Origin of the sequence: Trichocoleus sp. ST-U1, assembly GCF_039961835.1 — a bacterium.
Taxonomy (GTDB): Bacteria; Cyanobacteriota; Cyanobacteriia; order Cyanobacteriales; family FACHB-T130; genus FACHB-T130.
The window spans coordinates 1-19,410 of record NZ_JAMPJZ010000092.1; the positions used below are offsets into that span (position 1 = coordinate 1).

Genomic DNA, 19,410 nt, shown 5'->3' on the forward strand with positions numbered 1-19,410 from the left:
CCCCCTTATTCACCCGAACTCAACTTAATTGAAATCTTATGGAAGTTTATGAAATATGAATGGATAGAGATAGAGGCTTATCGGGACTGGAAAAGTTTAGTAAAGTATGTCAAAAATGTGCTAAAAAAAGTCGGAACCGAATATGTAATTAATTTTGCTTAAGCACTTATCAGGACATTTGAAAAGAGTTTTGAAAAAACTTTGCAAGCAGCAATCGGTTGTGATTTTTCCACAAACGATGATGGCTGGTTAACCGATAGAAATACCCGATTTTTGTTTTTGCTAGATGGATTTGACGAATTAGTGATGGAGAGAGGAACTAGCCAGGAATTAAAGGATTTTCTCTGGCAAGTAGAGGATTTTCAAGGTAGCTGCAAGCGAAATTCTGAAAAAGGGCATCGGGTTATTATTACAGGCAGACCTTTAGCACTACAAGGTATCGAAGGGAGAATGCCTCCCAACTTGAAACGAGTGGAACTGCTGCTGATGGATGACGAACTCCAGCAGCAGTGGTTTACTAAATGGGAAACTCAAGTTGGAGGGCATAAAACTTCCGCATTTCAGCAATTTTTGCAAGATAAACGCTGTCCAGATCGGGTGCGGGAATTAGCAAAAGAACCGCTATTGCTATATCTATTGGCGGCGATGCACCGAGATGGCAAATTGACGGTGGAAATGTTTGAGGGTGCTAGCGGTGTCGGGGCAAAAATTCTGATTTACGAGCAATCTTTAGAGTGGGTACTGACGGAACAACGTCCAGAATGGCTAAACAGAAAACTAACCGGACAGGAAACCGAAGGACTGCGACGGATATTGGCAGAGGCAGGGCTGTGCGTCGTCCAGTCGGGCGGTGAATGTGCCTCGGTGAAAACAATCGAGGCACGCTTGAAGGGCGATGATAGTGCAATCGAGTTGATTCAGCAAGCTAGGGAACGACACGGCGAGGATGCGCTGAAAAATGCTTTGGCGGCTTTTTATCTCCAGCCTGCGACGGACGATAAGGGCGGTTCGGTGGAGTTTGCCCACAAGAGTTTTGGGGAATTTTTGTGTGCGGAACGGCTCAAAGAAAGTATAGAAGATTGGACTCGACCGGGAATTAAGCGGCAGGAGTTTTATATCTCCACTGACCAAATGGATCGGGAAATCTACGATTTATTTGGCTACGGTGGACTGACTCCAGAAATTGTGGAATATTTAATGGTTTTATTAGCTGCCAGTACGGAGTTTCAGCCCGTAAAATTATTTAAACGATTGGAGAATTTTTATCTGCGCTGGTGCGATGGCGAATTTCTTGATGCCACTCCAGAGAATCAGCCGCAGAAGAAGATGTTGCAAATGAGGGAGCAAGCGCCAGAAAATGAGCGGCTGGGACTACGACAGGTGGATATCTATGCAGGACTGAATGTAATGATTTTGCTGCTAGAGCTGAACCGTTATGCTCAGTTAAAAGACGACTTAAAAGACAAAATTACTTTCTACCTTTGTGGCGAAAAAGATACTGATAGTTTTGATGTATATCGACTGCTTCGCATTATTGGTTACAGCCAATGTATTGGTATTGGAGGATTTTTAGGGACAGTTGGTAAATTCCTCAGCCGCGCAAACCTCAACGGCGCAAACCTCAGCGGTGCAAACCTCAGCGGTGCAAACCTCAGCGGTGCAAACCTCAGCGGTGCAAACCTCAGCGGCGCAAACCTCTACGGCGCAGACCTCATCGACGCAGACCTCAGCGGCGCAGACCTCAGCGGCGCAGACCTCAGCGGCGCAGACCTCTACGGCGCAAACCTTAGCGGTGCAAACCTCAGCGGTGCAAACCTCGACGACGCACACCTCAACGAAGCAGACCTCAACGGCACAAACCTCAGCCGTGCAGACCTCATCAGCGCAGACCTCGACGATATTTCTTGGGATAAATATACAAAATGGGAGAATGTTCAGAATTTGGAAACAGCCGAGAATGTGCCAGAAGCTTTAAAGCAACGGCTAGGGTTGGAGTAAAGTTATCATCACCCTTATTTTTCATGGTGGAAAAGCGATGCGATCGCCTACCTTATCTCACCAAACGCGATCGCCCTCTCTCCCCTCTTCCTTCGCGCCCTCTGCGTCTTGGCGGTTCGTAAAAAACGCGATCGCATTTTAAGTTAGAAACAGTTCCCGAATCCCAGCACTGCCGATTTCGATTGCCAGCGCTGCTAACAGAAAGCCTAAAAGTTGAGTAATAATCACCGCACCTTCTGCACCGAGCAAGTGGTCGATCCGGTTTGCCAGACGCACAATCAACCATGTCACCAGCATCGCAGAGACAATCCCAACCACCACGCTGAGATGAGCATTTGGAGATTCAGACATCAACAGCATCACCGTCGTTAGCGTTCCTGGCCCAGCTAACAGAGGCAATGCCATCGGAGTAATCGCGATATCGCGCTGCTGCTCGACAATCGGTGTATCTAGTTCTCCACGTAGCATTTGTAGGGCAACTAAGAGTAAAAGCAGTCCCCCAGCAACCCGCAAAGACCCCATACTGATTTCTAAGTAATTTAGAACTGCTTTACCCCCAAAAGCGAATATCAGCAGCACCCCTGTCGCTACAATACTTGCCCGATTCACTACATTGTCTCTTTGCTCCGGTTCCATGCCCTTCGTCAGGACTAAAAAGATCGGTGCATTGCCCAACGCATCTGCCAAGACAAACACAGCTACAAAAGTTTTAACCAGAACAGAGATATCCAGCTCCACAGTTGACCCTTAGAAAATATTTCCTCTAACCGTAACGTGGATGCCTTGCCGTTTCGCCATTCCGAAGGTTGATCTAAAACGAGTCAGCTGTCCCGTGCCAGCAGAAGACTCCAACTCACTCATAGAGTTGTCTTAGTGTCAACCAATAATATTCATTGTTATAATTTAAACCTCAATACAGTGAGAGAGCGATCGCTCAACCTCATCTGAGAAAGCGATCGCCCGGTTTTTCCCTCTTCCTGAAGTGCCTAGATCCAGTGAATACTTTCTTTAAGCTGCGGTGACAAACGCGCAAGTGTTGCGATAGCGCGTCCGCGTGGCGCTCTGCTAATGCAAAATAAGCGATCGCCCCCGTTTAAACTAAGGCAGAAACACGGCTAGAATGCAGCAATTCACGAGACTCTTGACGAACCCGACCTTCCATCGCCTCTTTTTGTAAGGTAATGAAAGCCATAAAGTCATCAAAGTCATACTTGGTTTTTAAAAGCTGACGTAGCTGCTCTTCGGCTTCAACCGTTAGATAGCCCGTTACCAAAGCTTGTTGCACAATTTTACTAATCAGACTCATTGCCATTGCTACCAGAACACACGATGATTTCAAAACAGCATCTTTGTCACTGAAGACGCGCATCCGGATGATTTGTGTCCGCATTCCTACTTAGCTGAGTAAATATCTCTCTAAATAAGTACCTTCGGTATAATCCACAGGATTGCTCGAACCAACCCTTCATCAATGCCTAGACACACAACAAAGGAATAATATATATTCTGATGTTCTCAGCTTCACCAGCATTTAGACTGATTTAGATGAAATTACGAGAGTGATAATGAAGCCCTATCTCGCCGCCGCCATACAAATGACAAGCCTGCCAGATGTGGAAAAAAATCTGGTTCAGGCAGAAGAACTCATCGAGCTTGCTGTGCGTCAGGGTGCTGAGTTAGTAGGCTTGCCAGAAAACTTCTCATTTTTAGGAGAAGAAAAGCAGAAGATAGCCCAATCGGAGGCGATCGCTACCCAGAGCGAAAAATTCCTCAGAACAATGGCTCAGCGCTTCCAAGTCACCATCTTGGGTGGCGGGTTTCCAGTTCCCGTTGACACCAACAAAGTCTACAACACCGCTTTGCTCATCGATCCTTCAGGGGAAGAACTCGCCTGCTACCAAAAAGTACATTTATTTGATGTCAATTTGCCCGACGGCAATACCTATCGAGAATCTAGCACTGTCATGGCTGGGATGCGGCTACCACCCGTTTATCCCTCCAAGCACTTGGGCAGTTTAGGACTCTCGGTGTGCTACGATGTCCGATTCCCAGAACTTTACCGGCACTTGGCGCAGATGGGAGCCGACATTTTATTTGTCCCCGCTGCTTTCACCGCCTACACTGGCAAAGATCACTGGCAAATCTTACTACAAGCCAGAGCGATCGAAAACACCTGCTATGTGATAGCACCGGCTCAGACTGGGCAGCATTACGCCCTGCGTCACACTCACGGACACGCGATGATTATTGACCCTTGGGGCGTTATTTTAGCGGATGCCGGAGATACGCCGGGAGTCGCGATCGCAGAAATTAACCCCTCTCGCCTAGAACAAATCCGCCGCCAAATGCCCTCCCTGCAACATCGGGTTTTTATCTGAGCCTTTTGGGAAAAAAATAGACCGGCGATGGCGCAAACTAATACCATTTTTCAGATTGAAAGATTCTAAATCTTTCAATCTTGTTTTAGCTTTGGTTTTCTAATCAAAAATCCCAAATCTAAAATCCAGAAATGTATAAAAGAAGCCCTCTTGTTAGACATTGCGCCAACCGCTGGTATTACCGAACGGCAAACAAGCCGCATCGGGCACCTTACTTACCAGTATTCTTGCGCTTGGGAGGAGTACTCTTTGGATTGCCAGTGACTTTAGGGGCACTACCATCCCGTCTGGCGGGCTTACCTAAATCGGGAGAAGGCTTAAATTTATTGTTAGCCATAAGATTGACAAACTCTTAAAAAGCAACGCTATGCATTTATACAAAGCAGCTATTCCCTGTTCCTGAAAGTTTGCCAAAAAACTCTTCTTACACACAAAAAAACGGGTGGCTTGGAAGCCACCCGACAAGAAAAATTTCAAATTTTAGATACTAGATTTATCCAAAACCTAAACTTTTCTTAGACAGTTACAGTCTTCTTGGTAACAGCATTCAACTCGCCTTTGGCATACTTAGCAGCAAACTCATCCAAAGTCATCTGCTTAATCTTGGTACCTTGACCAGCAGCACCGAACTGATGATAGCGATCGCTACAAACCTTCTGCATATACTTGATGGAAGGCTTGAGGAAGTGGCGGGGGTCAAATTCCTTAGTATTGCTAGCCAAGGCTTCGCGCACCGCAGCGGTAATCGCCAGACGGTTATCCGTGTCAATATTCACCTTACGGACACCGCTCTTAATGCCTTTCTGAATTTCTTCAACGGGTACGCCGTAGGTTTCCGGGATTGTACCGCCGTATTGGTTAATCAGGGCAAGTAAATCTTCGGGCACAGAGGAGGAACCGTGCATCACGAGGTGGGTGTTCGGCAGACGGCTGTGAATTTCTTCAATCCGGCTGATAGCCAGAATTTCGCCAGTCGGCTTGCGGGTGAACTTGTAAGCGCCGTGGCTGGTGCCAATCGCAACTGCCAAAGCATCCACGCCGGTTTGTTCTACGAAGGCAACGGCTTCGTCTGGGTCGGTCAACAGCTGGTCGTGAGAGAGAACTCCTTCGGCACCGTGACCGTCTTCCTTATCACCCATGCCTGTTTCTAGAGAACCCAAGCAACCCAGTTCGCCTTCTACGCTGACGCCAATTGAGTGAGCAACTTCCACCACCTTGCGGGTGACTTCCACGTTGTACTCGAAGCTGGCTGGAGTCTTCGCATCTGCCTCTAAGGAACCATCCATCATGACGCTGGTGAAACCGTGGCGCATGGCAGAATAGCAAGTGCTTGGGGCATTACCATGATCCTGGTGCATGGCAATTGGGAGATGAGGGTAAGTTTCAACTGCCGCCAGAATCAGATGGCGTAGGAAATATTCTCCTGCATAGTTCCGAGCGCCACGAGAAGCTTGCAGAATCACGGGGCTATTTGCCTCATGAGCAGCCTGCATGATGGCCTGGATCTGCTCCATGTTGTTAACGTTATAAGCTGGGATTCCATAATCATTCTCAGCTGCGTGATCCAACATCAGCCGCATGGGTACGAGCGCCATAAATAGTCCTCCTATTGACTCGTCGTCAGTTACTTTGTTCTGGACAGCGAAATTATTACAATAATCTTAAGATAGTTTACCAGTCTCTAGGGAATTATCTTGATAATTCCGAGATAAGCAGCCAATACTGCATTTATAAGATTGCCTGATGGTGGAGGTTTAGCAAGAGCATTAGGCTTTTTAACAGGGTTTTGGTTTTGCTCTCGTTTCCAATTTATGTCTGGGAATGCTTTCTCTAGAAGGCTGTACTCTCAATAACGTAGATTCCCCTGGTTCCAGCTAGGAAATGAGAAAACTAATCGTTTGCCAGAGCGCTTCTCGCTTCTTGTCTTAATTTTCTTTAGGTATTTTTTTGAGTATTTTTTTATGGGTCGCCCGGGATTCGAACCCGGAACTATTCGGTTAAAAGCCGAGTACTCTACCGTTGAGTTAGCGACCCGAAAACTTCAGTTGTTTAGACAACGTTTACAACGGTAACACAGATTACTGGAATTAGGAAAGGGGTTTTGAAAAAAACTTTTTTATAAAAAAGTTACGGTCAAACGAACTGATGTCTCCAAACTGCCTCCCGGTTCTAGACGCAGTAGCTGCTCTCCGGTATTCAGAGCATTGCGAGGGGCACTCCAAGGCTCCATGCAGTAAAAGTCTTTGCCTTTGACCGTCCAGAAGACAAAGGTGGAATAAGGGTTGTCCCAACTAAGGGTGAGCTGCAACTGTCGGCTGGCGTCGGAGGCAGTGGCTTCTTGACCGCTCAACTGCTTAAAGGCGACATCAATTTCATCTTGGTTAAAGTCAAAGGCACCCGTGAAGGGATGGGTTTGGCGGGTGCGCTGATCTTGGTATTCGGCGGCGGGAATTCCAAACTTGATTCCGGTTTTTTCGGGTGTCCAGAAGTAAGGATGCAGACCCGTGGAGAAGGGCATCGGCTCGGCTGAGTGATTGGTGTAGCGCTGCCGAATCTCTAACGTGTTACCCAACAGACGGTAAGTGAAGGCGAGTTGAAAGTCAAACGGGTAAACGGCACGTGTCTGGTCGTTGCTGTTAAGGACAAGGGTAAGGCTCACTAGGTCTTGAGTCACTTGGTCGGTGACTTCCCAAGGCAGATCGCGGGCAAAGCCGTGTTGCTTGAGGGTGTAGGGCTGACCTTGATAGGTGTATTGACTTTCGGGTAAGTTGCCGCAGATGGGAAACAGAATCGGAATCCCGCCTCTAACGCTCAAGTCTGGATTGGCAAACCGCTCTGCATCTAGGTAGAGGATTTCTTGTCCTTGGATGCGTAGGCTAGTAACGATACCGCCTCGCTCTGGAACGACCTCTAGATGGGACTGAGCGGCTTGGTCTGAGAGGATGTAGGTTTTGTAGAGCTGCTGCTTAGTGGCGATCGCGTACACCCGTCTTTTTCCGTTTCTATGGAGGATTTGCTGATTGTCTCAAACTTTAACAAACATTTCTTGAAATTCCCATATCTACTTTACACATCCTTAACAGTCGCTGCACTAAGCTGTTTTATACGGTCAATCTATCTATAGGATTAAATCGACAGCTTACTCAGTAGAGAAGCAACCGCAGTAAACTCTTCTTTTGTCAAGCATCCGCTTGGTTTTGCCATTTGTGACCTCGATCACCTAAAAATACGGTCTAAAATCACAAAAAATGGCGGATTACCATCAATTCCTAATCTTGGAAAGTATTTCATACTCAAAGATAGATATCTCAGCAAATCAAGGATAAACAGGTCGCCATGATTCGCACACTTGTAAAGTCAGCTTTCCAAACAGGTTGCCTCAGCGTCGCTTCTGAAGGTCTGATTCGCCAAGTGTTAGTGATGAAAGGCTACCAATCGGCGGATTTAGAAGCTCTTGACACCTTACACCAGGCATTGAATGCCGGTAAGATTCAAAGAGAAGCACGGCAGAGCGTAGCGCTGATATCGCCTCGGATACAAGCCCTGAAACCGTTCTTTGATAACTACAAGGCATCGTGATCGCGGCACGGCTGCCAAAACGATAGAAAAACTTTGATATCAGTAGAATTTTTATTTATTCGCTGCCGACCTGGGCCAAGAATTATTAGAATGATTAATAAGAACTACCAATCTCAGCTAGGTGCGCTTCCTAAACAAAGCGAGAGTTAGGATGACTGAATTGACTGCTACAAGGTTGGACTGGTTGCCAGTCAAGGCTTTTTGTCACCAGTTGCCTTCCCATTACTCATCTCAAAAGACTCATTGATACTCGTAGCTGCCTTGATTCAAGTTTCCCTTAGTGGTAAAAACCCTGAATGAGGATTGGAGTGCGCGCATTCTACCAGAGGGAGTATCCTACAATCCCTATCTTAAATGCCGCAGGATTCAAGCTAAACTTTGAAATTAAATCGGCAATATCATCTAGAACGCTCACTTTGAACCCTTGTCCCTACCCTCGATTTCCACATCTTTCCAAAAATTGGCATGGGGCTGACCAAGAGGCTTCCTTGCCTATCCAAAATCGGCATTCCCAGGCTTTAGGGATGCAAAGCCTTGCGCCCCTAAGAAACCCAACCCAAATCCCACATTCCAGGCTTTTGGGAAAAATAGGTAAAGATAAGGACAGGAGCCTGGGAGAATGGCAGGATTCAACCCCGATTACGTTTGAGAGAGGCTGGATACCTAAAAAAAGGTATGCAGGCTCCATGAAGAATTGCACAACTTATCTGCTCAGGAGAAGCAACCCATGCTACACCGCAAGATTTATCAACTCTGTTGCGATGGTCGTGAGGTCTGTATTTTCTTGCGGGACCAACAACGCTGGATCGAACGCGCTCGCATCGTTGACATTGAAGGAGATTTAGTCACGCTCCGCTATGAAACCGAAGAAGAAGATGAAGCTTGTTCTTGGGAAGAAATGGTTCGCCTCGAAAGCATTGGTGCTGTGACACAAAAGCTGGCTTCAGTGCCCAGAGGCAATGCTGAACCACTTGTCTCTGACGATTGTCCGGAAGCCGAACAAATTCGTCCGCGTTTCCCCGACTCGAATCCAGACTGAGGAATTAAAAATGCAAAATCAAAAATTAGAAATGGGGGATGCTTCATTTTTAATTTTTGATTTGATTTCTTATCTTTTTCAATCTTCGAGGCTTTCTAGGTCGTCATCTGAAGGGGTTGGAGGCGGATGCGCCGGTTCAAAAACTGGACAGTATCCTTCAGGTGTCACCTTAAATCCATACAGGGGCGAGTCCTGATTCCAACAGCGCTGCCCCCGTTGGTGTAGGCAGTTGCCGCAGCACTCAACATTCATGGGGACTCTGGCGTCGCTGCTTTGGCTTAAAAGTTCTCGTTGGGATAATCCGCGCAATACCAGTTCCTCACCCTGCCACCGGGCTTCCACTAAACCAGTATCAGCAAAGTGTTGCCAACGGGGATCGGCAGCGATCGCCTCCGGTAGGGTGATGGTAACGACTGTTCCCAGTTCCGTCAGCTCCCCTTCGTAACTGGTTTCGGGTGCCGCCGGTTGCACAAACGTCTCGCCAATCGGGAGTTCTACCAGCGTCCCAGCCGGTGGAGAATGCAAGTGGTAACGGTTGTGCAACTCCTCCAACCCGGTTAAATCAGCCAGGTAGGTGGGAGAGGCATGAACAAAAATTACGTGCTGAGGACGGATATTGTGAATCAGCTGGGTGGTTCCCAGCCCATCAGAATGCTGGGCAAGCAAATAGTTTTGTATCGTCAACGATGAGTAACTAGGCTCTTGGGAGAACCTGGGTTGCTGGGGCAGTAATAACACCCACGGCCCGGTGCCTGGTTGACAGTATTCTCTAAGATCGTGGTTTTCCTCAGTCAGGATAATGCATGGAGACTGACCGACAGAGGGACGTTGTTCTGGAAGCAACCGACGCACTCTGGGACGCACCCGTTCATCCCAAAATAGGGATTGATGACGGGCAAAATTTTGCACAGAGGCTGGGAGGTTGGTGAGAATATCCAAATAGGCATCGCAGCCAGCTGCCACGTTACCATCTACCCAGATATCGAGGTTGCGACCCGTGAATAAGTGGTGACTCCGCAAGAGCATCAAGAGTTCTTGCCCCAGTCCCAAAGTGGGCACGGGCATCAAGACAGAATTCGCTTGAGCGATCGCTTGATTAATTCGCTCTGCCAGCTGATTCTCTTGGTTCCGCCGGTGGGGATGACGCGCTGTGCCGTAACTGCCTTCCACGATTAGCACATCTGGCTCTAAGCCTCGCAATGCTTCTAGCGGCAACCCCTCCACCAGCCGCGAGTTTGAAAGGAAAAAGTCACCTGTGTAAAGTAGGGTGTAAGAGCGGTGGCGACTCGTGTAGGTCAGCAAGATTGCAGATGCGCCTGGTAAATGTCCGGCTGGGAATAATTCCGCACTCAATCCCTCTTTGAATTCGACAGGCGATCGCATCGGCAATGCCTGACACAATTGCGGGAGATTCTGCGGATCTATCTCAGGCCAATTCAGTGGCAGCAGCTGGGTTGTCAATTCACTTGCATAGACTGGCAACTGAGGGAAGCTTTCATGCAGCGCCAGCAATCCCCTAGCGTGATCCGGATGGGCGTGGCTGCACAGCACTAAATCTGCTGGAGGAATTCCCTCACCTTTGAGCGAGGAAATGTCCGCCAAACCACAGTCTAGGAGAATGCGGTGTGGCCCCATCCGTACCAGCAAGCAGATGCCTTCGTCGCCATGACCGACGCCATAGGGAAAATAGGCTAGTTCGTCATAGCCGTGAGAGGATACCGGGGGGGGTTGACTCATCATTCGATTTTCAATTTTAGATTTTGGATTTTAGATTCAATCCAAAATCATCGGAGGCTTAGAAACTCCGACCTCCGCAAACTCTAAAATCCAAAATTGACTGGCTAACAGCGATCTTAATGAGCAGAACCGTTTCCGTGATAGTTGTCTGAATCGTAAAATCCATTTTTAGTGCCAAAAAATAGGCACGATACGGTAAAAACAAGTGTTAAGGCTGCTAAAACTAGCTTGACATCCATGAGTTTTTATGAGTTGAACGGGGTGGTTTGGTATATCTTAAGTATATTTAACGATGAATCTGATTAAAAATACCCAAATTGTAGAAGTTTGTTGGCTAGATCGCCCATCCACTGAAGTTGCACCTGATTTGGTGGGCTGCACGTTGGTGCGACAGATGCCTGATGGAGAAATCATCCGAGGGCTAATCGTGGAAACGGAAGCCTATGGCCCTGAAGATCCGGCTTGCCATGCCTATCGGCGACGAACCGAGCGCAACTGGGTAATGTTCGGGCCAGCCGGGAGAACTTATGTTTATTTAATTTACGGAATTTACTACTGCCTGAACGTGGTCACAGACCAGGACAGCATTCCCAGTGCTGTTTTGATTCGGGCTTTGCAACTAGAGTCTATACCGCCCTGGATCAAAGAGAGCGATCGCTCGAAACCCCATCGAATCGCCGCTGGGCCAGGTAAACTCTGCCGCGCCTTACAAATTGACAGCATATTAAATGCACAAGTTTTACAACCCGGTCAACCCCTGTGGCTAGAGCATCGTCAGTCACAATTTATGCCGGAACTTGTCCAAACAACTCGGATTGGTTTATCACAGGGAATCGATTTGCCGTGGCGGTGGTATCTACGCGGTTGTGCTGCTGTCTCCAAACTTTAATCGAAACTTTAAAGGGAGATGTCTTCGCCCTGCTCTGTGAAGCGGACATCTTTGATCTTCCATTGAGAATTCGCAGTGAGGGTTTTTCTGAGGCTACCGAACAGAGCAAATTGTTCGCAGCTCGAAAGGGAGACAAATTTCCGCTGGGAACCGGGTGCAATTCGCAAATCAACCGTGGCAACTCGATTGCTGGGATTCACGCTGACACGATACCCAGCTAAATTAAAGTCGGCGGTGTCCCGCTCCTCCAGAACTTTGCCTACCGCTGCTTGGACGCTTTCAACCGCTGAAACGTCTACTTTTTCCGGTACTAGCGCTTCACACTGAGTATCGGGTTGATAGATGGTGACGGTGACATTGTTTTTTGAGGGAGCGGTTGTTGTTGCTTGGCTAATCGCACCTGTCAACAATCGGCTGGCATCTGACGCTTTCGTCGTAGTTTTGCTGGCTTCAATAGCATGAGCAGGAGGTAAGCCAGCTTTGTCTCTTTCGCTGTTTGTCGGTAAAGAAGCGCAACTACTCAGACTGGCGACAATCGCTCCAGTTAATAGAGGAACCCAATAATTTTTTGTACGCCTCATCGCTTTTGAAATCTGTCTTTAGATAGATTTTTTGATAGCCCCCAATGGTAAATGGCACCTTGAGGGGATAGCATAGTTTTACTGATACTGCTGAGCAATATCAGTGTAGATTTCTGCGGAATTTATGGACCGAAGTCCATTAGGTGACAGTAGTAAGCTCCTCTAGCGCCTGGGCGGGTCAGTCTCTCCCAGCGCGGGGGGAGACTAGGAGGTTTCTATGCTCACTCAGGAAGGACGTGTTGCACTGTCGGATATTGCTGACTTAAATCAGCTTAAGTCTGAGCTAAATCGCTTACCGGCGGTTGATGTAGGGGATTACATTGTCGAACTGCCCCCATCCAAGCGAGCGATCGCGTTTCGCTTGCTTAATAAAGCTCAAGCCATTGATGTCTTTGAATATCTGCCTCCGGAAGTGCAAGAAGAACTAATTGGTTCGCTGCACGATAACCAGGTGTGTCAGATTGTAGAGGCAATGCGACCGGATGACCGGGCAGAACTGTTTGACGAGCTACCCGCAGGCATTGTGAAGCGGCTGTTGCAGCAACTCAGCCTTGAAGAACGGCAGGCAACTGCCAGGATTTTGGGCTATCCCGAAGGCACGGCGGGTCGGGTAATGACGACGGAATATGTACGGCTGCGCGAAGGCTTAACGGTCGGAGAAGCCTTAAGCAAAATCCGTGTCAGTGACGAAGATAAGGAAACAATTTACTACGCCTACGTCACCGACGACAACCGCAAGCTCGTTCGGGTTGTATCGTTGCGGCAACTGTTGTTTTCGCTTCCCAATGCCCTGATTGGGGATATTGCGAGCGATCGCGTTGTCAAAACTTACACAGAAACGCCCCAAGAAGAAGTCGCGCAACTAATGAAGCGCTATGACTTGATCGCCGTGCCTGTGGTTGACCGCGAAGATAGGTTAGTGGGGATTGTCACCATTGATGACGTGGTAGACATTCTAGAAGAGGAAGCCACACAAGACATTCAGAAACTGGCGGGAGTCAGTGGCGGTGATGAAGCCGCCTTGTCGCCTCCTTTGGTGACGCTTCGTAAGCGTCTGCCTTGGCTGTTAGGGAATATTATTCTCTATGTCGGAGCCGCCAACGCGATCGCGCCTTTTCAGGGAACGATTTCATCAGTGCCCGTTTTGGCAATCATCATGCCAATTTTAGCCAATAGTAGTGGCAATGTCGGCTTTCAGGTCTTATCGGTGACTGTGCGCGGACTAGGTGTAGGTGAAATAACACCACAGGATACGCTGAAACTTCTCCGTAAGGAAATTCTTGCTGGCTTGGGTACAGCCTTGTCACTGGGGGTTGCCTTGGGTGCCCTTTCTTTGATTTGGTCTCCTGCCAATGAGCGATGGGTGGGGTTGGTTGCAGGACTGGTGATGGCTATCAATGTTTTGATGGCTGCCACCCTAGGGACTTTGCTGCCAATGGGTATCAAACGGTTGAACTTAGATCCAGCACTCATTAGCGGTCCGCTGCTGACTACGACGCTAGATGCATTGGGGTTCCTGACTTTCCTGACGCTAATCTCAGCGGCTTTGAATGTAGTATCTAGATGAGCAATCAGTTGTCTTCTGTTCGTTGTTCGTTGCTACTGACCACACCTAATGGCTACCACTACCTGGACTCGTCACCACGTTCTTTCCTTAGCTGATTTCACCCCAATTGAATACAATACTGTGTTGCAAACTGCCGCCAGTTTCCGAGAGGTACTGTCGCGACGCACGAAGAAAGTGCCAACGTTACAAGGTCAGGTGGTAGCAAATCTATTTTTTGAATCCTCTACCCGCACCCGCAGCAGTTTTGAACTAGCGGCAAAGCGTCTCTCTGCCGATACGCTGAACTTTGCCGCGGCAACATCTTCTCTAACGAAAGGAGAGACCATTTTAGATACGGCGAAAACCTATTTAGCGATGGGTGCGGACATGATGGTGGTTCGTCATCGGGAGGCGGGAGTGCCGCAAGCGATCGCTGCCGAAATGGATCGCTTAGGTTCAAAGGTGGGCGTCCTCAATGCCGGGGATGGTCAGCACGAACATCCATCCCAAGCATTGCTGGATCTTTTCACCATCTGTACCCTGTTAGACCCAGATCACCCGCGACTTGAACTGCTCAAAGATAAAAAAATTGCCATTGTCGGCGACATTCTCCACTCACGGGTCGCTCGGTCGAATATCTGGAGTTTAACGGCAACGGGTGCAGAGGTTCACTTAGCAGGACCCCCCACGCTTCTCCCTCAGTTGTTTGCCGCCTATGGCACTCAGGAGGGGAGCCAGGGAGCAGATCGCCCGTTACCAAGCACCCACGACCAATCCCCCATTCCCAACCGCAAGCTTTTTCTCCACTGGGATTTGGAACCCGCTTTACAAGATGCTGATTTTGTGATGACGTTGCGGCTGCAAAAGGAACGGATGACGCAGCATTTGCTGCCCAGTTTGCGAGAGTACCATCAGCGGTATGGGATAACACGCGATCGCCTGAAACTCTGCAAACCTGACGTTAAGGTACTGCACCCAGGACCCGTCAACCGAGGCGTAGAAATTAGCTCTGACTTGATGGACGACCCCAAGTTCAGCTTAATCTCTCAGCAAGTGACTAGCGGCGTGGCTGTCCGTATGGCGCTCCTATATCTGATGGGCGGTGGCAAGGTTTAACAGCCAGGGTTCTGCAAAATCTTGGGGTACATTGACAAAATCTGGAACAACACAATCTGAAACAACAAGTGCAAGGAGCGATCGCTTAGGGTAATGCGGGTGCTGGATCGATCAAAATAGATCCAGTTCCTTTCTCAGGATTTCAACGTGATGAATGGCGTCACCACTCTCCTAAACCTTCCCAATCAACCCTCCGCGAAAGATAGTTTTACGATTAGCTTCGCTCCCTTATCAATGGAGGAAGTCTACTCACTAGCGGACGATCCTGCCAACGGAGCCGTGGTAGTCATGAGTGGAATGGTACGCAATCAAACTGATGGGAAGCCGGTGGTTGCTCTAGAGTATCAAGCCTACGAACCGATGGCTTTGCACATATTTAGTCAAATTGCTGCCAATATCCGCCAAACCTGGCAGGATGTCAATCGAGTAGTGATTCACCATCGCATCGGACGCTTGCAGATTGGCGAAATTAGCGTGTTAGTTGCGGTTGGGTGTCCTCACCGTTCAGAAGCTTTTGAAGCCTGCCAATATGCAATTGATACCCTAAAGCACAATGCCCCCATCTGGAAAAAGGAACATTGGGCAGATGGTTCTAGCAGTTGGGTGAGTATCGGTGCCTGTGAAACTCAGCCAGAGGGGTGTTAAGTCGCCTTCTGCTGGTTCAGAAAAGAGTGCCCTTGACCGACACTTTTTACAAAACTTTAGACTTTCAAGGGCTTTAGATTGCAGTTTGTAACTATTGCTTTATCCCAGGAAAATTATCCTTTAGACTGATCCCCAATTCATAATTTGGGGATAAAGGGGATAGGCTAATGCCAAATCTGAACTGGCACGAATATTTACTTTTTGTTTCTTTTGTTGGTAGTATTGCTGGACTTTTCTTACTATCTGTTGACAAACAAACTCACGTGGATGAGCTTGAAGAAACGGAGGAAATGCTATTGACAATGAGCTTTACTTACTGGATAGTTTACTGCGTTGTTGTAGGTATCCTGAAGTTTAGCCACCCTGAGTGGGAGATTTTGTTGATGAGTTTGAAGTTAACGGCTGCTTTTTCTTACTTGTTGACCTTTACTTCTGTCCTGACTCTGCCGCTGCACCGGATGTCAGTTCGGCAAGTAGAGTAGTATAAATTTTGTCTGAATCCCTAAAATTACTATCAGACTTCCCTGTGAGCTAATAGCTAATTGTTTAATGCTCAATTAATCGAGGTTGATTCCCTCATTAAAACTGAATCGTAGAGTTGAATTCACGCTTAATAGAAAATCACCCCATTTCCGAATTTTGGCAATTCAAATGGGGTGATTTTGCTTTTATGGCTTTAGCTTAATAGACGATGAAGCCTAGCGACAAGTGCCGAGATTGGTCGAGTTTGAACTGGGAAACCCGTAAGAAATCCATCCGGCAACAGGGGCTGTAATCTGAACCCAGGCACGGCGTTCGGCGTCGAAGGTGAATGCTGGAGGACTGGTTCTGAGGGTGACTCTATCTCCAAACTTAACTCCGCCAACTCTAGTACCGTTTTTGCCGGGTGCGGTACGAATAGCCATCCCTTCAGCGCCCTTGTAGGTAATGACGCGGCAAAGGCTAGTTGTAGGATTCGGTCTGGGATTCGGGCTGGGAGTTGGGTTGGGAGTCGGGGTAGGGCTGGGAGTAGGTCTAGGGGTAGGATTGACTCCAGAGCAGGTTGTGAGGTCTCTTGCTTGGACATACCCGGTTACAGGGGCACTGATGGCGATAAAACCAGCGCTGCCATTGTCTGCAAGGGTAACTTGTTCGCCAGCAGCGAGCGTTCTAATTGTTTGGCTGGAGAGCGATCGCTGCGTATAGACAAAAATCCGCGCTTTCGTAGCGCGGCATTGTCCTACCAGACTTTGCGCTATTTCAAAGCTGCCCCCAGGTTGAACTGAGTTCTGTTCTGATTGTGCAATCGTGTTAGCAGTTGTGGTCGTGCTAATGGCAGGAGTGGGAAAATTCAGACTTCCCACGACGCTCAAGCCTAAACTAAAGAGAGCGATAGGCTTGCCCCAGCGACTCATCTTTTTCATACGGTCAACTCCTCATCTCACCAAAAAGTTTTTGTTAGAGACTTCAGCAAAGAAAAACCGATTGACGGTAGAAGCAAGTTTTTGAAGATGGCTCGGCTTTAGTTGCCCAGCATCTTTATTCAGCTTTGACGCTACCGAACATCAGGATCGTCAATCTTTTAGAAGTCTCCTCGTCAAATAGCATACAAGTAAAGATTAATCCAAATCATCGGAAAGAAGGCAGAAATGTCAAGAGTAAGAGCGATCGCTCTTTGGGCTTCACCGCACTCAGTCTCCAGAAAGCGATCGCCTTTACTCCTGAAACCACGCCGTTAACGCTACAGCAAGGGCATCGGCGGCATCATCCGGCTTGGGAATGTAGCCCAAATTTAACTCCCGCGCCACGGCTTGCTGCACTTCGGACTTATCCGCATTTCCCATGCCAGTCAGCGCTTGTTTAATTTGGGCAGGCGTAAACTCAACAAACGGAACCCCGTGCTGTGCCAACACCAACATCAGCACCCCCCGTGCTTGAGCCACCACAATCGTGTTTCCCATCCGATAAAAAAACAATTTCTCGATTGCCACCAGATGGGGTTGACACTGCTCCATCAGCGTGTGCAAATCGTCGTAAATCGTGCGGAGTCGCTCCCCCATCTCCGTCTTTGCCGAGGTCTGAATCACGCCAAAATCTAGTAAACTTACCACCTCAGACGCAGTTTCTACTTGGCGCTTCGCGCGATCGCCACCTGCCGCTGCGGCATAATCTACCTTTTGGCAGACAATTGTCCCAAATCCTAATCTGGCAAGTCCGGGGTCTAATCCTAAAATACGCTTTTCCATCTAGCCTAGCTTTGGGGATTCACTCAAGGGGGAACTGCAATCGGTTAATTGAACGCTTAGAAGCAACAAGCGGGTCTAATCACTGAGTCGTAACATCTTGATTCCTGATCCAAGCAGCAAACCATCGCAACCTATCATAAGCTGAGTTGAAAAATCCCCTCCTCTGTTTCTTAGTTTCGTATGTCACATCTGAGTGGCTTAGTGAAAATGTATTCTGATGGGCACAGCCTTAGTGTTGCTCAGTGGGTAGCAACTTCTGCCTTCCCCGTGCCAGTCCAATCAATCCGTAGAGACGATTCATCAATCGCGCCTACTTGAGTGGATTCGCCAAGCAACGTTAAAGTCGAGTCTTGCCTTTGTGTCCCCTAGGAATCCGCAATGTCAAACGTTATTTTCAAACAAGCCTTACGCACGCTCAAACAAGATTCGCATATGGTCTGGAGTTTTAAGCCTAGGACGCCCCAACGAGTCAATAGCTGGTTTAAGTGGTTAGCGCCCGGACTATTGGTAAAACGCTGGTTGCTGATCAGTGTGGGAGGCGTGCTGCTAACCAGCCTAGGTTTGGCGATTTGGGTGAAACTGACCCCAATTTTCTTATTGATTCAGTTCATTGGGAACATTCTGGAAGCGATTACCACGATTATTCCCAATTATGTGTCCGGTCCAATCGCGATTGGCTTGGGTTTATTTTTTATTTTTTTAGGACAAACCCGCTCGATGGGAGCGATTACCGAGGTACTGAAGCCTTCCCAGGATGAAGAACTGATTGATGTGCTGTTGGCGCATCGCAAACTTAACCGGGGGCCAAAAATCGTGGCAATCGGCGGTGGCACCGGGCTTTCTACTTTGCTCAGAGGATTGAAGGAATACACCGCCCACATTACGGCGATTGTAACGGTGGCAGATGATGGCGGCTCCTCTGGTCGTCTGCGGCGAGAAATAGGCGTCCTACCGCCGGGAGACATTCGCAACTGTATCGCGGCATTGGCAGACCAAGAAAAGTTATTGACCGAATTGTTTCAATATCGCTTTAAGGCTGGGGATGGTCTGAACGGTCATAGTTTTGGCAACCTATTCCTGACGGCAATGAGCGATATTACCGGAGATTTGGAGCAAGCGATCGCTGCCAGTTCTCAAGTTTTAGCTGTGCGAGGGCGGGTGCTACCGGCAACGTTGTGCGATGTTCGCCTCTGGGCTGAGTTAGAGGATGGACGCACCATTGAGGGGGAATCGAGCATTACAGAAGCCAATGGTCAGATTAAGAAAATTGGTTGCATTCCTAGCAACCCCCCCGCTTTGCCTAAAGCTTTACAGGCAATTGAGGAAGCCGATTACATTATCATCGGCCCTGGAAGCCTTTATACAAGCGTGATTCCCAATTTATTGGTGCCAGAGATTGCCGAAGCGATCGCCCAAAAACAGGTTCCCCGCATCTACGTCTGTAACATCATGACCCAACCGGGAGAAACCCAAGGTTACACGGTTGCAGACCACATTCGCGCCATTGATGCCGCTTGCGGACGACCGCTATTTAACGCCGTCTTGGTGCAGCGGAAAGTTCCAAGTGCGAATGCCCTGATTCGCTATGCTCAAGAAAGTTCCCATCCGGTTTTTCTAGATCGAGAAGCCATTGGGCTGCTGGGGCGTCGCATTGTTTTAACCAACGTGATGGATGAA

At 48.4% G+C, this 19,410-nt stretch carries 20 protein-coding genes and 1 tRNA gene; 11 read left to right on the top strand and 10 right to left on the bottom strand.

Features of this window, described 5'->3' with window-relative positions:
- Nucleotides 1-162 (top strand): transposase (locus NDA06_RS22665; RefSeq protein ID WP_190985828.1); only part of this gene is annotated, 162 nt, incomplete at its 5' end.
- 39 nt (nucleotides 163-201) lie between these two features.
- Complete coding sequence (locus NDA06_RS22670; protein ID WP_242047366.1) at nucleotides 202-1,998, top strand: pentapeptide repeat-containing protein; 1,797 nt, start codon at nucleotides 202-204, stop codon at nucleotides 1,996-1,998.
- Nucleotides 1,999-2,136: 138 nt separating this feature from the next.
- Here the strand turns inward: NDA06_RS22670 and NDA06_RS22675 are convergent, their stop codons facing one another.
- Together NDA06_RS22675 and NDA06_RS22680 are read right to left on the bottom strand one after the other, a co-directional pair.
- Nucleotides 2,137-2,730: a MarC family protein gene (locus tag NDA06_RS22675; protein WP_190414150.1), complete on the bottom strand. Its 594-nt coding sequence runs from the start codon at nucleotides 2,728-2,730 to the stop codon at nucleotides 2,137-2,139.
- 361 nt (nucleotides 2,731-3,091) lie between these two features.
- The gene (locus NDA06_RS22680) at nucleotides 3,092-3,304 is read right to left on the bottom strand and encodes a hypothetical protein (protein ID WP_190438182.1); all 213 of its coding nucleotides are present in this window, start codon (nucleotides 3,302-3,304) and stop codon (nucleotides 3,092-3,094) included.
- 259 nt (nucleotides 3,305-3,563) lie between these two features.
- Between NDA06_RS22680 and NDA06_RS22685 the strand changes: the two genes are divergently transcribed.
- Nucleotides 3,564-4,376, top strand: coding sequence for a carbon-nitrogen hydrolase family protein (locus NDA06_RS22685; protein WP_190414025.1), 813 nt, complete (start codon nucleotides 3,564-3,566; stop codon nucleotides 4,374-4,376).
- A 211-nt stretch (nucleotides 4,377-4,587) separates the two neighbouring features.
- Here NDA06_RS22685 and NDA06_RS22690 read toward each other — a convergent pair whose 3' ends face one another.
- The 4 genes from NDA06_RS22690 to NDA06_RS22705 all read right to left on the bottom strand — a co-directional run bounded on the left by NDA06_RS22690 (nucleotide 4,588) and on the right by NDA06_RS22705 (nucleotide 7,362).
- Nucleotides 4,588-4,713, bottom strand: a complete 126-nt coding sequence (locus tag NDA06_RS22690) for a hypothetical protein (protein ID WP_277878300.1) — start codon at nucleotides 4,711-4,713, stop codon at nucleotides 4,588-4,590.
- A gap of 178 nt (nucleotides 4,714-4,891) precedes the next feature.
- Entirely contained in the window at nucleotides 4,892-5,971 is a 1,080-nt protein-coding gene (gene fba / locus NDA06_RS22695) for a class II fructose-bisphosphate aldolase (protein WP_190414027.1), read from the bottom strand.
- A 367-nt stretch (nucleotides 5,972-6,338) separates the two neighbouring features.
- Nucleotides 6,339-6,410: transfer RNA gene (locus NDA06_RS22700), tRNA-Lys, on the bottom strand.
- 82 nt (nucleotides 6,411-6,492) lie between these two features.
- Nucleotides 6,493-7,362 carry an aldose epimerase gene (locus NDA06_RS22705; RefSeq protein ID WP_190984910.1) on the bottom strand — a complete coding sequence of 290 codons (870 nt, stop codon included), beginning with the start codon at nucleotides 7,360-7,362 and terminating at the stop codon, nucleotides 6,493-6,495.
- A 350-nt stretch (nucleotides 7,363-7,712) separates the two neighbouring features.
- Here NDA06_RS22705 and NDA06_RS22710 point away from each other — a divergent pair, with 350 nt between their 5' ends.
- Nucleotides 7,713-7,955 (top strand): hypothetical protein, encoded by a 243-nt coding sequence (locus NDA06_RS22710; protein ID WP_190414030.1) that lies wholly within the window; start codon nucleotides 7,713-7,715, stop codon nucleotides 7,953-7,955.
- Nucleotides 7,956-8,682: 727 nt separating this feature from the next.
- Nucleotides 8,683-8,994 (top strand): DUF6679 family protein, encoded by a 312-nt coding sequence (locus tag NDA06_RS22715; protein WP_190414032.1) that lies wholly within the window; start codon nucleotides 8,683-8,685, stop codon nucleotides 8,992-8,994.
- A 78-nt stretch (nucleotides 8,995-9,072) separates the two neighbouring features.
- Here the strand turns inward: NDA06_RS22715 and NDA06_RS22720 are convergent, their stop codons facing one another.
- Entirely contained in the window at nucleotides 9,073-10,731 is a 1,659-nt protein-coding gene (locus NDA06_RS22720) for an MBL fold metallo-hydrolase (RefSeq protein WP_190438179.1), read from the bottom strand.
- 292 nt (nucleotides 10,732-11,023) lie between these two features.
- Between NDA06_RS22720 and NDA06_RS22725 the strand changes: the two genes are divergently transcribed.
- Nucleotides 11,024-11,620: a DNA-3-methyladenine glycosylase gene (locus tag NDA06_RS22725; RefSeq protein ID WP_190527321.1), complete on the top strand. Its 597-nt coding sequence runs from the start codon at nucleotides 11,024-11,026 to the stop codon at nucleotides 11,618-11,620.
- A gap of 8 nt (nucleotides 11,621-11,628) precedes the next feature.
- Here NDA06_RS22725 and NDA06_RS22730 read toward each other — a convergent pair whose 3' ends face one another.
- Nucleotides 11,629-12,201, bottom strand: coding sequence for a sporulation/spore germination protein (locus NDA06_RS22730; RefSeq protein ID WP_190984909.1), 573 nt, complete (start codon nucleotides 12,199-12,201; stop codon nucleotides 11,629-11,631).
- Between the two features lie 217 nt (nucleotides 12,202-12,418).
- On the opposite strand from NDA06_RS22730, the gene mgtE reads away from it, so the two are divergent.
- From mgtE to NDA06_RS22750, 4 genes are all read left to right on the top strand, one after another.
- Nucleotides 12,419-13,768 carry a magnesium transporter gene (gene mgtE / locus NDA06_RS22735; RefSeq protein ID WP_190438039.1) on the top strand — a complete coding sequence of 450 codons (1,350 nt, stop codon included), beginning with the start codon at nucleotides 12,419-12,421 and terminating at the stop codon, nucleotides 13,766-13,768.
- Between the two features lie 48 nt (nucleotides 13,769-13,816).
- Nucleotides 13,817-14,863 carry an aspartate carbamoyltransferase catalytic subunit gene (locus NDA06_RS22740; protein ID WP_190984908.1) on the top strand — a complete coding sequence of 349 codons (1,047 nt, stop codon included), beginning with the start codon at nucleotides 13,817-13,819 and terminating at the stop codon, nucleotides 14,861-14,863.
- A 150-nt stretch (nucleotides 14,864-15,013) separates the two neighbouring features.
- Complete coding sequence (locus tag NDA06_RS22745; RefSeq protein WP_190414042.1) at nucleotides 15,014-15,508, top strand: molybdenum cofactor biosynthesis protein MoaE; 495 nt, start codon at nucleotides 15,014-15,016, stop codon at nucleotides 15,506-15,508.
- Nucleotides 15,509-15,675: 167 nt separating this feature from the next.
- Nucleotides 15,676-15,990 carry a hypothetical protein gene (locus tag NDA06_RS22750; protein WP_190984907.1) on the top strand — a complete coding sequence of 105 codons (315 nt, stop codon included), beginning with the start codon at nucleotides 15,676-15,678 and terminating at the stop codon, nucleotides 15,988-15,990.
- A gap of 216 nt (nucleotides 15,991-16,206) precedes the next feature.
- On the opposite strand, the gene NDA06_RS22755 is transcribed toward NDA06_RS22750, so the two are convergent.
- Nucleotides 16,207-16,911, bottom strand: coding sequence for an SH3 domain-containing protein (locus NDA06_RS22755; RefSeq protein WP_190425888.1), 705 nt, complete (start codon nucleotides 16,909-16,911; stop codon nucleotides 16,207-16,209).
- A gap of 291 nt (nucleotides 16,912-17,202) precedes the next feature.
- The gene (ruvC, locus tag NDA06_RS22760) at nucleotides 17,203-17,733 is read right to left on the bottom strand and encodes a crossover junction endodeoxyribonuclease RuvC (RefSeq protein ID WP_190414048.1); all 531 of its coding nucleotides are present in this window, start codon (nucleotides 17,731-17,733) and stop codon (nucleotides 17,203-17,205) included.
- A gap of 378 nt (nucleotides 17,734-18,111) precedes the next feature.
- Between ruvC and NDA06_RS22765 the strand changes: the two genes are divergently transcribed.
- On the top strand, nucleotides 18,112-19,410 hold a 1,299-nt coding region (locus NDA06_RS22765), incomplete at its 3' end, for a gluconeogenesis factor YvcK family protein (protein WP_348251870.1).

Excerpts from the sequence above, each read along its gene's own strand:
- NDA06_RS22750 (WP_190984907.1), top strand. The coding sequence starts at position 15,676 with ATGCCAAATCTGAACTGGCACGAATATTTACTTTTTGTTTCTTTTGTT.
- NDA06_RS22685 (WP_190414025.1), top strand. The coding sequence starts at position 3,564 with ATGAAGCCCTATCTCGCCGCCGCCATACAAATGACAAGCCTGCCAGAT.
- NDA06_RS22725 (WP_190527321.1), top strand. The coding sequence starts at position 11,024 with ATGAATCTGATTAAAAATACCCAAATTGTAGAAGTTTGTTGGCTAGAT.
- NDA06_RS22730 (WP_190984909.1), bottom strand. The coding sequence starts at position 12,201 with ATGAGGCGTACAAAAAATTATTGGGTTCCTCTATTAACTGGAGCGATT.
- fba (WP_190414027.1), bottom strand. The coding sequence starts at position 5,971 with ATGGCGCTCGTACCCATGCGGCTGATGTTGGATCACGCAGCTGAGAAT.
- mgtE (WP_190438039.1), top strand. The coding sequence starts at position 12,419 with ATGCTCACTCAGGAAGGACGTGTTGCACTGTCGGATATTGCTGACTTA.
- NDA06_RS22740 (WP_190984908.1), top strand. The coding sequence starts at position 13,817 with ATGGCTACCACTACCTGGACTCGTCACCACGTTCTTTCCTTAGCTGAT.
- NDA06_RS22720 (WP_190438179.1), bottom strand. The coding sequence starts at position 10,731 with ATGAGTCAACCCCCCCCGGTATCCTCTCACGGCTATGACGAACTAGCC.
- NDA06_RS22680 (WP_190438182.1), bottom strand. The coding sequence starts at position 3,304 with ATGAGTCTGATTAGTAAAATTGTGCAACAAGCTTTGGTAACGGGCTAT.
- NDA06_RS22745 (WP_190414042.1), top strand. The coding sequence starts at position 15,014 with ATGAATGGCGTCACCACTCTCCTAAACCTTCCCAATCAACCCTCCGCG.
- NDA06_RS22755 (WP_190425888.1), bottom strand. The coding sequence starts at position 16,911 with ATGAAAAAGATGAGTCGCTGGGGCAAGCCTATCGCTCTCTTTAGTTTA.
- NDA06_RS22715 (WP_190414032.1), top strand. The coding sequence starts at position 8,683 with ATGCTACACCGCAAGATTTATCAACTCTGTTGCGATGGTCGTGAGGTC.
- NDA06_RS22710 (WP_190414030.1), top strand. The coding sequence starts at position 7,713 with ATGATTCGCACACTTGTAAAGTCAGCTTTCCAAACAGGTTGCCTCAGC.
- NDA06_RS22690 (WP_277878300.1), bottom strand. The coding sequence starts at position 4,713 with ATGGCTAACAATAAATTTAAGCCTTCTCCCGATTTAGGTAAGCCCGCC.
- ruvC (WP_190414048.1), bottom strand. The coding sequence starts at position 17,733 with ATGGAAAAGCGTATTTTAGGATTAGACCCCGGACTTGCCAGATTAGGA.